This window comes from Mucilaginibacter terrigena (assembly GCF_004168255.1).
GTDB classification, from domain to species: Bacteria; Bacteroidota; Bacteroidia; order Sphingobacteriales; family Sphingobacteriaceae; genus Mucilaginibacter; species Mucilaginibacter terrigena.
On sequence record NZ_SEWG01000005.1, the window covers coordinates 356330 to 369085 of the forward strand.

The 12756-nt window shown below is 46.4% G+C and carries 15 protein-coding genes; 3 read left to right on the top strand and 12 right to left on the bottom strand.

Translation table 11 applies throughout. The features are described from left to right. The first annotated feature begins 9 nt into the window (after positions 1–9). Positions 10–420, top strand: a complete 411-nt coding sequence (locus EWM62_RS14460; RefSeq protein ID WP_129877376.1) for a DUF4476 domain-containing protein — start codon at positions 10–12, stop codon at positions 418–420. A 55-nt stretch (positions 421–475) separates the two neighbouring features. On the opposite strand, the gene EWM62_RS14465 is transcribed toward EWM62_RS14460, so the two are convergent. After that, the gene (locus tag EWM62_RS14465) at positions 476–1003 is read right to left on the bottom strand and encodes a YfiT family bacillithiol transferase (RefSeq protein WP_129877377.1); all 528 of its coding nucleotides are present in this window, start codon (positions 1001–1003) and stop codon (positions 476–478) included. 85 nt (positions 1004–1088) lie between these two features. Here EWM62_RS14465 and EWM62_RS14470 point away from each other — a divergent pair, with 85 nt between their 5' ends. After that, positions 1089–2915: an FAD-dependent oxidoreductase gene (locus tag EWM62_RS14470; RefSeq protein ID WP_129877378.1), complete on the top strand. Its 1827-nt coding sequence runs from the start codon at positions 1089–1091 to the stop codon at positions 2913–2915. A 24-nt stretch (positions 2916–2939) separates the two neighbouring features. On the opposite strand, the gene EWM62_RS14475 is transcribed toward EWM62_RS14470, so the two are convergent. From EWM62_RS14475 to EWM62_RS14490, 4 genes are read right to left on the bottom strand one after another with little or no spacing between them, the layout of a single operon-like run. After that, complete coding sequence (locus EWM62_RS14475) at positions 2940–4340, bottom strand: hypothetical protein (protein WP_129877379.1); 1401 nt, start codon at positions 4338–4340, stop codon at positions 2940–2942. 8 nt (positions 4341–4348) lie between these two features. After that, positions 4349–5146: a hypothetical protein gene (locus tag EWM62_RS14480; RefSeq protein WP_129877380.1), complete on the bottom strand. Its 798-nt coding sequence runs from the start codon at positions 5144–5146 to the stop codon at positions 4349–4351. Between the two features lie 23 nt (positions 5147–5169). After that, complete coding sequence (locus tag EWM62_RS14485; protein ID WP_129877381.1) at positions 5170–5670, bottom strand: heavy-metal-associated domain-containing protein; 501 nt, start codon at positions 5668–5670, stop codon at positions 5170–5172. Positions 5671–5725: 55 nt separating this feature from the next. Continuing rightward, positions 5726–6124: an HYC_CC_PP family protein gene (locus EWM62_RS14490; RefSeq protein WP_129877382.1), complete on the bottom strand. Its 399-nt coding sequence runs from the start codon at positions 6122–6124 to the stop codon at positions 5726–5728. 121 nt (positions 6125–6245) lie between these two features. Between EWM62_RS14490 and EWM62_RS14495 the strand changes: the two genes are divergently transcribed. Then, positions 6246–7163 (top strand): DUF6607 family protein, encoded by a 918-nt coding sequence (locus EWM62_RS14495; protein ID WP_129877383.1) that lies wholly within the window; start codon positions 6246–6248, stop codon positions 7161–7163. A 212-nt stretch (positions 7164–7375) separates the two neighbouring features. Here the strand turns inward: EWM62_RS14495 and EWM62_RS14500 are convergent, their stop codons facing one another. The 7 genes from EWM62_RS14500 to EWM62_RS14530 all read right to left on the bottom strand — a co-directional run bounded on the left by EWM62_RS14500 (position 7376) and on the right by EWM62_RS14530 (position 12690). Next, positions 7376–7864 (bottom strand): DUF3347 domain-containing protein, encoded by a 489-nt coding sequence (locus EWM62_RS14500; protein ID WP_129877384.1) that lies wholly within the window; start codon positions 7862–7864, stop codon positions 7376–7378. Positions 7865–7908: 44 nt separating this feature from the next. Continuing rightward, positions 7909–8298, bottom strand: coding sequence for a hypothetical protein (locus EWM62_RS14505; protein ID WP_203235049.1), 390 nt, complete (start codon positions 8296–8298; stop codon positions 7909–7911). A gap of 40 nt (positions 8299–8338) precedes the next feature. Continuing rightward, positions 8339–8773 (bottom strand): low molecular weight protein-tyrosine-phosphatase, encoded by a 435-nt coding sequence (locus tag EWM62_RS14510; RefSeq protein WP_129877385.1) that lies wholly within the window; start codon positions 8771–8773, stop codon positions 8339–8341. Positions 8774–8861: 88 nt separating this feature from the next. Continuing rightward, on the bottom strand, positions 8862–9662 hold the full coding sequence (locus EWM62_RS14515; protein ID WP_129877386.1) for a S1/P1 nuclease: 801 nt from the start codon (positions 9660–9662) through the stop codon (positions 8862–8864). A gap of 1 nt (position 9663) precedes the next feature. Further along, a complete protein-coding gene (locus EWM62_RS14520) occupies positions 9664–10161 on the bottom strand; it encodes a fumarate hydratase (protein ID WP_129877387.1) in 498 nt (165 codons plus the stop codon). Positions 10162–10219: 58 nt separating this feature from the next. Continuing rightward, positions 10220–11617 (bottom strand): class II fumarate hydratase, encoded by a 1398-nt coding sequence (gene fumC, locus EWM62_RS14525; RefSeq protein WP_129877388.1) that lies wholly within the window; start codon positions 11615–11617, stop codon positions 10220–10222. An 83-nt stretch (positions 11618–11700) separates the two neighbouring features. Beyond that, positions 11701–12690, bottom strand: a complete 990-nt coding sequence (locus EWM62_RS14530; protein WP_129877389.1) for a tetratricopeptide repeat protein — start codon at positions 12688–12690, stop codon at positions 11701–11703. Between the last annotated feature and the right edge of the window lie 66 nt (positions 12691–12756).

Consider the following 12756-nt stretch of genomic DNA (forward strand, 5'->3'; position numbering starts at 1 on the left):
TAATCAACAATGAAACTATTGATCCCAATCCTATTGCTTTGTGCCACAATGGCGCAGGCAAACCCGCCAAGCGTTAAACCAACCGCCCCGGCCATTAGTTACGATAAAATTAACCACCCGGAAAAAGCAATGACCGGCGAGCAGGCCAAAGCTATCCTGAAAGAGATGCAGCAACAGCGTACCGACGAGGAGAAGATAGCGGTGATAAAAGCCAAAGTGAATGATAAGGACCTGGGCATCACCATAAACCAGCTGGTAACCTTCATGAACCAGTTTTTGACCGATGATTCAAAACTTGCCGCCGCCAAATACGCTTTCCCGTACGTTACCAACTACAAATCGTTCCTTGACCTGGCCAATCTGTTCAGTCGAGAGGAGTATAAGGATGCACTGGAGGATTTTTATAAAAAGAATAAGTAAGGCAGGGTTATCGAAGGTTCTTTCGTCTCTTGCAATAAACCAAAGAAAAAAGCGCCTACCTAAACTTCTTAACCGTTTCTGTTAAATGCGCCAAATGATGGTTGCCGTGCCATGCATACAGCGCCAGGTTTTTTTTAAGCGGTGTTACACTGCCCGATTCGGGGTGTACAAAAGTACGGTTCCATTGGTCTTCGCTAAAGCTTTCGAAAAGGGCCACCATGTGCTGATGGATACCATCAAGCATTTTTAATGACGGCTCTACCGGCAGGCGGTAATCCGGTTGTATAGCCCAGCCTGTTTCATCGTATGGCTTTATGGTGGGGTTATCTTCGGTAAGGGCCAGCTTAAAGCGGCATAACGAGTTCATATGGCTATCGGCCAGGTGATGCACCACTTGTCGCAAGGTCCAGCCGCCGGTGCGGTATTGGGTATCAAGCTGTTGGTAGTTAAGGCCGATAATGGCTTCGCGCACGCGGCCCGGCAATGTGGCAATATCGTGGACCCAGTGGCGCATGGCATCGTCTGTGTATGATACCGGCGGCACAAATTTCCCTATGGGGTAGCGCATTTGTTCGTCTGTCATGTTCTTTTTGGTGGATATAACTAAAAATTTATCGTTAGATAAGGAATTGGGCTAAATTAGCGTTTTAGTGTTATTTTGCCTTAAGATGTATAAAAAATTACTCCTGGTATTATTGTTTTTTAATTGCTCTGCAGCTTTTGCCGAAACCATCCGCACCGATGTATTGGTTATAGGCGGTGGTGCAAGCGGCGTTGCGGCCGCCATACAAAGCGCCCGCAGTAAAATAAAAACCATGCTGGTTGAACAAGGCCCCTGGCTTGGCGGCAGCATGACCAGCGGCGGCATGTGCATACTGGAAGGAAACCGAAACCTGGCGTCGGGCATTTACGCCGAGTTTAGGGGGCACATCCGCGATTTTTACAAAGCCCGGTTAGGTTACGATACTACGCGCAACGCCCCGCTACGGTTTGAACCTTACACCGGTGCAGCCATCCTTAAACGCATAACTGATACGGTGAAGAACCTTACCGTAAAAATGAACACGCCCTTTACCGCCATCAAAAAAGACGGCACCGGCTGGGAAGTTACCATTATACAGGCCGGCAAGCCTGTTACCATAAAAGCCAAACTGGTTGTTGATGCCACCGAACTGGGCGATGTGACCGCCGCGGCAGGTGTGCTGCTAACGTCGGGTTTTGATAGCCGGGCCGATACTAAAGAAGCGCTGGCCCCCCAAAACGCCACCAACCAGATCCAGGATATCAGCTACTTAACCATTTTAAGAGATTACGGCCGCGCGGCCGACCGCACCATTGCCAAACCCGAAGGTTACGAGGCTAATGAATACGCCTGTTTAAAAAGCGCAGATATAAAAAAAATGCTGGCATCGGCGCAATTGCCTAATGATAAATACCTTATAAAATGGAGCGATTGCGGAAACCAGTACTCGGTAACCAGCGACGATTTGAAGCCCGAAAGTCGCGAAGCTACTTTCCGCAAGGCAAGGCTGCGCACACTGGGCCTTATTTATTACCTGCAAACAGCGTTGGGCTATAAAAACCTGGGCCTCACCGATGATTTTAAAACACCCGACCACTTGCCCTATATCCCTTTTATCCGCGAAAACCGCCGCTCGGCAGGCGTGGTTCGAATGGTGCTTGACGATATTTATACGCCGTACACCCGCGGCTCGCAATTGTACCGCACCAGCATTGCCGTTGGCGATGCCACGCCCGGCCAGCATTATAGCGTAGCAGGCGCGCCGTATATCAATTACCCGCCTTTTCCTGCGTATTCCATTCCGCTGGGCGCCGTGGTGGTTAAGGACCAGGAGAATTTACTGGTGACGGAGAAGGCTATGTCGGTAACGCATTTGGTAAATGGCAGCATCACCTACCCATCGGTACAGATGACACTTGGGCAGGGCGTGGGCGCCACAGCGGCTTATTGCATATTTTTTGAAACCACCACCAAAAACCTAAGGCCCCGTATTATACAGGGCGAGATACTGGATTTTAAAGGGATGCTGATGCCTTTTGCCGATATTAAAACCACCGACCGCGATTACCGCGCTATACAACAGGTAGGCGCAACAGGCTTACTGCAGGGCATTCAGAAACCAAACGGCAACAGTGCGCAGGTTTTATTTGTGCCCGATAGCACCGTGCATACCGCCGAAGTAAAACCTTTTTTAAACGAGATCTATTCGCGTTCCTTTTTGTGGTTTAATAAGGAAAAGCCGGGCGAACTGTTCACCATTGCCAATCTGCTCAGCTACATCAGCGAAATGACCCTGCGCGACCCCAAAAACCTTCAGGACGATATGCAGAAAGCCTGGAAAACATATTACAAGTTCACCACCGACTTTAATGCAAACCGCGCCGTTACCCGCCGCGAATTTGCCGTATTGGCCAACCGTTTTTTCAACCCTTTTGCAAGGAAGGTAGATATCAGCGGAAGATTGGTGAATTAGCATGCAGTAAAGCATAAAGCCTTACTACATACTCATCATATCATGGTCCATCTTTCGTTTGCTGCCACCCATTTTCATCAGGGAGGGGGTTATACGCAGGTACACCTGGAAACCTACCGGTGCCGTACCGTATAGCGGCGTTAACGCTTTCGGCGAAGCGTTAAGGGTTGCTTGCAAGCCTAAGGTAATATTGGTTTGTTTATAGGTAGCCAGGATGCGGTTTGTGCCTAAAGTTATGGCATTAATATTAAAGTTTGGGTCGGCGGAGAACAAGGTTTCTAAGTCCATCTCGCCGGCATCCTTCTGTACATATTCGTAGCGGCCATAAATGGCGGTTTTGTTTAGCTGCAGGCTGTGCTCTAACAACACCGCGGGCTGTGTTTTGCCATGGTGACGGTTTTGCCCGTAAACCAGTGTGGTAGCTGTATAGCTGTTATTGCCCAGCATTTTGGTGTGTATGGCCGATGCGGTAAAGCGGTTCACATCATCGTGCGGTTCGGCCTCCTCAGGGCTTTTGAGCCAGCCGTTTGACACCTGCAAGGCCCATTCTTTTGAAGGGTTAACCGACAGGCGTACCGAGTACGAATCAAACCTGGGCTTATCAAAATTATAACGGTGTTCATCGGGTTCGCGCCCGGTAAATACCGAGCCTTCGAGCTTTACATTTTTGTAGCGAAAGCCCAGCGTTGCTGTACCAAAGGTAATGTGCGTGGCATCGGCATAGTGGTGGCTTAACGGCGCATCGGGATTATTCATGGCCGAAACGCGGTGCATAAACACCGGCGGACCAAGGGCGGGTTCGCCCGGCATGCCTACCGAAAGCGAGATATCGGTATTTTTGGCAACCCGCTGGGTATAGGCAATACTTAATTCGGCAAACAGATCATGCGGGTGCTGGCGGTCTACCAGCTTATTGCCTTTGTACGATTCGCCGGTTTGGTACAGCAGCGGGTAACCGCCCGCACCAACCGTGAACGGATCTAACGAGAACATGGTATTGATAGCAAACAAGCCGTTGCTACCCATCCTGCGCTGCGCCATATACATAAACCAGTTGGGCGCATCAACCTGGCCGCCACCACGGCTGCCTTTGTTAAACAGGTCCTGCTTATTATATCGTGCAAAAAAGCTCCCGTGAAACATGTGCATCCATTTTTTGCTGTGCACCATATACATGTACATCGGCGTTTCATCGGGCACCCACGATGTTCCCGAACCATCTCGGTTCATAGGCAGGTCGAGCGAGAATTGGCTGCTCATGCTCATATGGTGGGTGGTATCGCGCTGCGTTTCGGCCATCATCTTCGCATGATCGTGCGGCGCAGCTTTTTTGGTGGTACTATTGTGCTCCATGTGGTCCATTTGCTGCGCTTTGGCCGTAATGGCCATTATCAGCAAACAGAGCGTTAAAAGATATATTTTCATTGGTGATGCTATAAATTAAAAAAATTGTACTCGAACCGTACCAAATACATGTTGGCGCTGTTGCGCTGCATATTGTTGTAAAGTGGGGTACGGTACGAGAAATCGAGCCTGCAAACGCTGTTAAATATCAGCTGTAGTGCAGGTGCAACATCCAGGTAGCTTTGCGCGTAACCCGGGTTGGTTTTACCAAGCAACTCGGCATACAGGTTTAAGTTTACCTGGTTATAGCTGGTGTAGTTTTTGGGCAACAGCAGGTACCCGGCAGATATGGTATACGCCAGCGATCCTTTAGCTCCTGCAATTGCGCCCTTATCATTGGCGCTATTTAATCCACGCAGGTAACTTGCCGAGCCGGAGAATGCCAGTTTATGAATTAACTTCGTAAAAATAACGCCGCCCTGCAATCCCGAGTTATCGCCCTCCAAAGCTATCTCCTGCATCATATAGGGGTTACGGCTCACACCCACTTTGCCAAATATGGCCCCGCGAAAATGCGCCTGAACGGTATCGACAGAAAGGAACCTGTATTTGGCGTAGAAGCTACCGCCCTCAAACCGCTGGCTGCGTTGGTAAAAATTGGAACTGTACAAAGCCCCGTGCAACATTAATTTACCGGTTGCTCCGTACATTGCCTCTAAAGTAGTGCGGTTTTTAAACCCGTTCGAATTATAGCCCTGGTTCTCCAGCCTGATACCTAAAGACCGGGCAGCCATATTGCTGGCGGGTTCGGTGTTTACATATAATTCCTGCGCGTGCACAGTGTACGCCAATGCCGTAAGGCAAAAAGCCAATAAAATAACCTTCATAAATTAAAATTTTTATGAGGCGCTTAGATAGCTAAATGATAGGTGCGGCCGGCCGCGGTTGGTGTTTCTTCGGGGTTTTTGCCCAAATGTTTTTTGGTGACCGATTTTGGTGCGAAGCCCTGGTCTACAATGGTTAAAACCACCGGGCCTGTAAGCGGCTTATCGGCATTTAAAAGCTTGTAGTTATTGTCGCCATAAGTAAAGGTATTATCGGCAACTTTGGTGTTATCAAAGTTAAAAGTGGTTTTCAGATAATTTACCGAGAAGCCCGAGCTTTTTACCTTCTTGCTGATCTGTTCAAAATCTACAGGCACACCATTTTTAAAAGTGATGAAGTAAACATTGCGGATCAGGTCGGGTTTTATTTCGCTCACAAAAGGCAGCGCTTTCAATGATTTTTCGGTAGTGCGCGCGCAAAGCGAGCAGGTAAGGCCGCTAACTTGTAATTCGGCTTTGGTGAACTGGGCTTTTGCAGCAGTAACTGTTGCTATAAAAAGGATGATATATATTTTAAGGGTTTTCATGATATTAAAAATTGAATTTGTATTGATGATTAAACTGTGCGGAAACAGGTAACGATCAAATTTTCAAAGTTCGATTTTTAAGAAATACCGGCACGTTTTGCTTTGGTGCGGCATCGGGCGGGTCGCGGTCAAAAAACAACTCCATTAATGCCTGTTGTGCCGGCATCAAAAAGTCGCCAAGCGATAGCTTTGGCAAATCAAATGTAGTTGTTTTGGGTACCGATGAGTTTGGCTGGCTTTCGTGCCCGTCCTTAACTTTCACATCAACCTTAACATCCTTACAGCATTTCATTTTGCTTTTAGATGCACCCGGGGGCTTAGCACAAGGTTTTGGTGGTGCATTCACTTTAACGGCAACTACAATATTGCCGCAATAATGTAAATTAAGGGCAAAGCCGGATGATGTAACCATGTACATCAACACTAACAATATTACGCCTGCCTTTTTCATCATTAAACAAAAATACACTATTAAGTATTCGATTTCAAACAGTTAAAATTATTTTTTTAGGCATATGATTTGCAAAATAAATAATAATGCTTTTCTTTGTTTAGATTTAATCTAAATAAACGCAATGAAAAAAATTATATTCTTGTTGTCGCTTTGTATTTGTGCACTTAGCGTATCGGCGCAATCAAAGTTTGAGCAGGACAGGGCTGCTATAAAATCATTAGCCGGCTATTATAAAGTAACGTTTAATTATGCCGAAACTTTTGCGCCGGATACTGCTTATAAATTCTATCCCCGCTACCATTCCTGGGGTTACGAATGGGCTATAGTAGTTGAAGATTCGCCAAAGAAGATATCGATACAACACCTGCTGGTTGTTGGTGACAGCACAGTTATTAAACACTGGCGCGAAGACTGGGTTTATGAACAGCCAACCATACTGGCCTTTGATAAAGATAATACGTGGAAAAAGGTATCCCTTAAACCTGCCGACGTAAAAGGCCGCTGGGTGCAAAAAGTTTACCAGGTTGACGACAGCCCGCGTTACGAAAGTATTGGCACCTGGGTACATGTGGATGGCCGCCACGAATGGCAGAGCAAAACCGATTCGCCGTTGCCGCGCCGCGAGTTTACCAAACGCAGCGATTACAATGTGCTGGCCCGCGGTAACCGTATTTACCTTACCCCGCAAGGCTGGATGTACGAGCAGGATAATAACAAAGTGGTACGCAGCGCCGGTGGCGATAAAGTGATAGCGCAGGAAAAAGGCTACGAAGAGTTTACCAGGGTTGATGAAGCTAAGTTTGCTTATGCCAAAAAATGGTGGGCAGGCCAGCAGGGTTACTGGGCCGATGCCCGCGCCGCCTGGGATGCCGTTTATGCCAAAAACGCCTCTATTAAACTAAGCGGTAAAAAAGATGGCAAACTGCTTTACGAACAATTGTTTGCTCTGGCAGAGAGATCTGAAAAAGAAAAATGGAGCCCGGATAAAAACAAGGAGGAAACCATTAAAGTGATCAATAACTACGTTAACGCGTCGTAATATGATATACTTAAACAAAAAATGCCCTGCAAATTGCAGGGCATTTTTTGTTTATAGAAATTTTATCGTAAATATTGGTGACACTGTTCTGTCAGATATATACTCCTTAATACGCTGACTTTAAGTTGATTATAAAATATCTTAACTATTGTGCAAACGTGAACGTGAACATTTCCGTGAACATTTCTATGAGTACGACGACCTAATATCGGTTATTTCGCCCCTTTTAAAGTAGCGGTAACCTTGCCGCATTCCAGCATATCATCGCCGTAGTAGGGGTTGCGGATATCTTCCGTTTCGCTTAACCAGGCAGCCTTTTTCATGGGGCAATATTGCTGGTAAAGGGTGGCGCTGTTTAGTTTTAATCCGGCTAATAAAGCGTACATGTTTTTCGACAGGCTTTCAAAGTGTTCTCGCTGATGGTCTAAAACGGTGGTTTCGCTTATGTGCCGGCTGTCAAACTTCAGCTTATCCAGGTAGGTAGCCATTAGTTTTTGCTGTGCAGGCAGTAAACCTTTAACCGGCGCAGAAAGTGCTGCAAGCAATTCGGCCGATCGCGTTTTAGCCAGTGTGGAATTACTGCCAACCAAAGCGTTTTTTACGCCGATGTATGATGAAGTAATTTTATCGACAGCGGTGTTTTGTGCTTTTACCATCACAATGGATAGCACAAACATGAGGGTTAAAAATATTTTTTTCATGTTTTATAAAACTGTAACGTTTAAATTTAACATTATGTATTTGCTTAAGCCTGAGCATTAGGATGCCGATTAAACAAGATGCCGAACAAGATAGCAAATACCGAATAGATACCCGCCAATATCCAAATGGCCGCGGGCATATGATCATCGGCTAAAACAACTTTAACCAGGGCAATGCCCCCGATAAAAAAGTGGGCAAAGTTACCGATAACTAATGGCCTGTTATAAATACCACCAATTATACTTCCTTTTGCCATCCAGTTTATCATCGCGAATCCAAAATAAAGCGCACCCATTATTTGAATGATAAGTGTAAAGTATTTGTTAACCCCAATGGCGATATACGCGTTTAACTCTTGCGGAAAAAATGTTAAGCCCATTCCCGCTACCGCTAAAAACATGGCGCTTAATATCATTATTAGTTTAGTGTTCATTTGTAATAGATAAAGCAGGCCTAATTAAGTAAGCCCTAAGTTAAGCATACTGTTTTATAATTTCTTTACAGCCCTCCTCTATCAGCTTAAAAACCGGGGCAAATTGGGCGTCGTCATAATAAGGGTCGGGCACTGCTTTATCGCCTAAAAGCATTTTTACTTTTCTGCGGTCTCCATCGTTACGGGCCATAGCCAGTACATTGCTTAAGTTGCTTTTATCCATCACCAGTATCAGGTTAAACCCGTCAAAATCTTCAGTGCGGAACAAACGGCAAACCTGTTTGCTGATATCTATACCCTGGTCGCGGGCGGCTTTAACCGAGCGCCTGTCTGGCACTTGCCCAATATGCCAGTCGCCGGTACCTGCCGAATCAACCTGCCAGTTAAGCCCGGCTTTATCTGCCAGATGCTGCATTATTCCTTCCGCCAGCGGCGAGCGGCAAATATTACCCAGGCAAACCATTAATATTTTCATGGTTAAAGTTGTTGAAATGTTGTAAAGTTTGAACGTTATAATGTTTTCTAACCTTTCAACATTATAACGTTCCAACCTTCAAACGAGATTATGCACCAAACAATTGGTTCAACACCCCGGCTAACCTTACACCACCTTTTAACAGCTGGTTGTTAAGGGTGCTTATATATTTGAAATTGTAATTGTAAACGTTCATCTTGTCGCCATCTTTATTATCGGCGTAGATCTTATTGGCTATTTGGCTCGATTCGAACAGCCATTGGCTAATGGGCGCTTTTTGCCATTCGGTGCGCTGGGCAGCGGTGGTGTGGTTTATCCAGCCCACATATTCGGTATAGCTTAGTTGCTGGAAATCTATCAGCTGACTATCCCATATCGAGTGCAGGTTGGTTTGGTTGTTAAACCAGGTCACCTTAATATCGTTACCCCCCTTATCAGCTGTATGGGCGGTGTGCATGGGCTGGTGGATATCCTCAACAATATGGATCAGCATACGCAATGCAAGCAGCTTGTTGCTTTTGGTAAGGTTTTTCTTTTTCAGTTCGCCTATTAAAAAATTCAGTTTGGTGTAGGCATCGGTTGCTGTATCCTGTTTCAGGAAGGCCTGCATCTCGGGGTAGCTGTACTCCTTGTCAAAATCAACATAATGCCATGATGATAAGTACTTGTACTGCGGGTCCGACTTAATAAAATCGGCCCAGTTGCTGGTCATGGCTATCGATTCGGTGCCTAATATAGCTTTTATCGCAGCGCGTGCTTTTGCATTCAGGTAACTATCGGCAATTTGCCCGCTGATGCGGTGGCCGTTGGTGCCCCAGGCCATGGCTTGTACCGGCAGATACATGATGGCAATGCCCAGGATAATTTTTTTTACTAACGTGATCTTCATTTTATAATGGTTTTGGTGTGCAGGTAGTTCTGTTTATTAAACGCGCATTAAATGATATAACGCTCGACATTGGCGAAAACTGCAATACCGAATCGGCTATTTTACTCACTTTAAAACGCTCTTCATAAATTCCCGAACGGAAACATCCCGTTGGGTTTTTATAGCTATAATTGGCATTGCAAAATAAACCGCGTACATGCAGGGTGTCGTTCCGTTGTTCGTACACGCCTTTGGCGTACTCTGTCCAACTGCCGCTTTTGGTGCAGCTATCGGCCCCGGCGTTTATTTTACTGATAGTTTTAATGCTCACAAAAAACGAATCGCAATTAAACTTAAGGTTATATAAAGAATAACTTACCAATTGCTTTTGCATTGTTACACTATCCTGCTGCCACTCGCCCTGTATATAGCTCTCGCCGGGCATTTGCACATCGGGGTTGAAGGTACAGGCAGTTAATAAGGTTAAAGCTAAAAGGTAAAAGGCGAAAGCTTTTTTCATAAGGTCTAAGCAAATAAAAAGCCCCTCTCTTTTGGAGAGGGGTTGGGGTGGGGCTTTCTTACTTTAAGCCGCCTATCATATCTTCGGGGCGTACCCATTGGTCAAACTGCTCGTTGGTGAGGTAACCCAGGCCAACCGCGGCTTCGCGAAGCGATTTGTTTTCTTTCAGCGCTGTTTTGGCAATTTTTGCCGCGTTTTCGTACCCGATGTGCGGGTTAAGGGCTGTAACCAGCATCAGGGAATTTTCCAGGTGCTTTTTAATGCCGTCGTAGTTTGGTTCGATGCCTACAGCGCAATGGTCGTTAAACGATACGCAGGCATCACCGATCAATCGCGCCGATTGCAGAAAATTTGCCGCCATTAACGGTTTAAAAACGTTCAGCTCGTAATGGCCGTTTGATCCGCCTATGCTGATGGCAACATCATTGCCCATTACCTGGGCAGCTACCATAGTAACCGCCTCGTTTTGGGTTGGGTTAACCTTGCCCGGCATAATAGACGAACCAGGTTCATTATCCGGGATATGGATCTCGCCGATACCCGAGCGTGGGCCTGAGGCCAGCATGCGGATGTCGTTTGCTATTTTCATTAAGGATACGGCGATTTGCTTTAAAGCGCCGTGGCTTTCTACGATGGCGTCGTGCGCGGCAAGGGCCTCAAATTTATTTTCGGCAGTGATGAATGGCAGGTTGGTGAATTTGGCAATGTACTCGGCAACTTTAACATCATAACCTTTGGGGGTATTTATGCCGGTACCTACGGCTGTACCACCGAGGGCAAGTTCGCTCAGGTGGTCAAATGTATTACGCAGGGCCTTTAAGCCGTGATTAAGCTGTGATGCATAGCCCGAAAATTCCTGGCCCAGGGTAAGCGGCGTAGCATCCATCAGGTGCGTACGGCCAATTTTTACCACGCTTTTAAAAGCTTCTGATTTTGCCTGCAAGGTATCGCGCAGTTTTTCTATACCGGGTATGGTTACATCTTTCAAAATTTTGTAGGCTGCAATGTGCATGGCCGTTGGGTACGTATCGTTTGACGACTGCGACTTATTCACATCATCATTTGGGTGAATAAAGGTTTTGCCCTCGCCCAGTTGGTTACCTTGTATAACATGCGCGCGGTTTGCAACCACCTCGTTCACGTTCATGTTCGATTGCGTGCCCGAACCTGTTTGCCATATCACCAGCGGGAACTCGCCATCCAGCTTACCGTCCAGGATCTCGTCACATACCTGTGCTATCAGGTCACGCTTATCGGCAGGTAAAACACCCAGGTCGGTATTGGTGTAGGCCGCTGCTTTTTTCAGGTAGGCAAAGGCCTCTATAATCTCCGTTGGCATGCTTGCCTCAGGGCCAATTTTAAAGTTGTTGCGCGAGCGCTCGGTTTGCGCACCCCAGTATTTGTCGGCGGGTACCTGTACCGCGCCCATGGTATCATGTTCGGTTCTGAAACTCATATCGATAGTATGTTTTTGCAGGTGCAAATTTAGGGTTTTATGTGGGTTTAAGCTACAGGAACGGAGGTAATCTTTTTGTTATTTTACTGTAGCTTATTCGTTTTTACCCAGCTATCCAGGGCGGCCACCTTCTCAGCATTTCCTTTCACCCATTCCGCATTTTCCGGGATACCACTCTGACTGATCACCCTTACAAAAGTTTCAAAACTATCTGTTTGCGATAGATCATTGTAGTATTGCGCGTACCGGTATGGCTTGACCGTTACCGATCCAAGCGCAGCAAATAATTCTTTCAGCTGCGCGGTAAGCAGCGCCGTTTGCGATGCATATTTCCGCGTCATAAAGCCCGCCAGTACTTTGGTAATGGATTTGTTTTGTGTAAAGGCTTCGGCTTTGGTGGCCGATGTAGGCTGGTAGCCTTCTTCAGCCTCCAATGTTCCTCTTTGCAGGATATTTTGCAGGTTGTCAAAGGTCTCTTTACTGCGGGCCGTATTGGGTTCTAACTGTAAAAACCTGCAAAATCCCAGTAAGGCTTCGGCACGTTTATTTTCGTGAAAAGTTGTTAGGGCATACATCCGCACACTTCCCGCGTCGGCCGAATCGCGCTTGATGGCACTGATGAAACTTTGCTCGGCATCGGGATAAAGCTTGCTGCGGTATTGCACAATACCCAGGTTGTAGTAAATGCGCTGGTTGGTACTATCGGTTTTGATGCCATTTTTGTAGGCATCAATGGCTTTGGCCAACTGTTTAGCATTACCATAAATACTTCCCATTAAACTGTACGATGCGGCTTTTAGCGGAGCGCCCGCATTGGCATTGACGACTTTATCCAAATACGGCAACCCTTCGGGGCCTTTGCCGCTTGCAAAAAGCGCGAAAGCCAACTGGTAGTTTGCCGCTATATTTCCGGGCTCAATGGTTAAGGCGCTTTTGTATTTTTCAACAGCGCCGGCATAATTCTTCTGGTTGCTTAGCTGGCGGGCATCTTTAATTAGGGCAGCGGCATTCTGGGCGGTTGCTATGCCGGTTCCCATTACCATCAATAGCAGTGTTTGCACTAAAAATTTCATCCTCAAATTTAACAGTTTATAATTTGTTGAAACATTAATCGAATTTTAAGCTTATACCTCCTATAT

Coding starts and splice junctions, on each gene's coding strand:
- EWM62_RS14510 (WP_129877385.1), bottom strand. CDS start 8,773: ATGAAAATATTAATGGTTTGCCTGGGTAATATTTGCCGCTCGCCGCTG.
- EWM62_RS14490 (WP_129877382.1), bottom strand. CDS start 6,124: ATGATGAAAAAGGCAGGCGTAATATTGTTAGTGTTGATGTACATGGTT.
- fumC (WP_129877388.1), bottom strand. CDS start 11,617: ATGAGTTTCAGAACCGAACATGATACCATGGGCGCGGTACAGGTACCC.
- EWM62_RS14470 (WP_129877378.1), top strand. CDS start 1,089: ATGTATAAAAAATTACTCCTGGTATTATTGTTTTTTAATTGCTCTGCA.
- EWM62_RS14520 (WP_129877387.1), bottom strand. CDS start 10,161: ATGAAAAAAGCTTTCGCCTTTTACCTTTTAGCTTTAACCTTATTAACT.
- EWM62_RS14460 (WP_129877376.1), top strand. CDS start 10: ATGAAACTATTGATCCCAATCCTATTGCTTTGTGCCACAATGGCGCAG.
- EWM62_RS14495 (WP_129877383.1), top strand. CDS start 6,246: ATGAAAAAAATTATATTCTTGTTGTCGCTTTGTATTTGTGCACTTAGC.
- EWM62_RS14465 (WP_129877377.1), bottom strand. CDS start 1,003: ATGACAGACGAACAAATGCGCTACCCCATAGGGAAATTTGTGCCGCCG.
- EWM62_RS14500 (WP_129877384.1), bottom strand. CDS start 7,864: ATGAAAAAAATATTTTTAACCCTCATGTTTGTGCTATCCATTGTGATG.
- EWM62_RS14485 (WP_129877381.1), bottom strand. CDS start 5,670: ATGAAAACCCTTAAAATATATATCATCCTTTTTATAGCAACAGTTACT.
- EWM62_RS14515 (WP_129877386.1), bottom strand. CDS start 9,662: ATGAAGATCACGTTAGTAAAAAAAATTATCCTGGGCATTGCCATCATG.
- EWM62_RS14480 (WP_129877380.1), bottom strand. CDS start 5,146: ATGAAGGTTATTTTATTGGCTTTTTGCCTTACGGCATTGGCGTACACT.
- EWM62_RS14530 (WP_129877389.1), bottom strand. CDS start 12,690: ATGAAATTTTTAGTGCAAACACTGCTATTGATGGTAATGGGAACCGGC.
- EWM62_RS14475 (WP_129877379.1), bottom strand. CDS start 4,340: ATGAAAATATATCTTTTAACGCTCTGTTTGCTGATAATGGCCATTACG.
- EWM62_RS14505 (WP_203235049.1), bottom strand. CDS start 8,298: ATGAACACTAAACTAATAATGATATTAAGCGCCATGTTTTTAGCGGTA.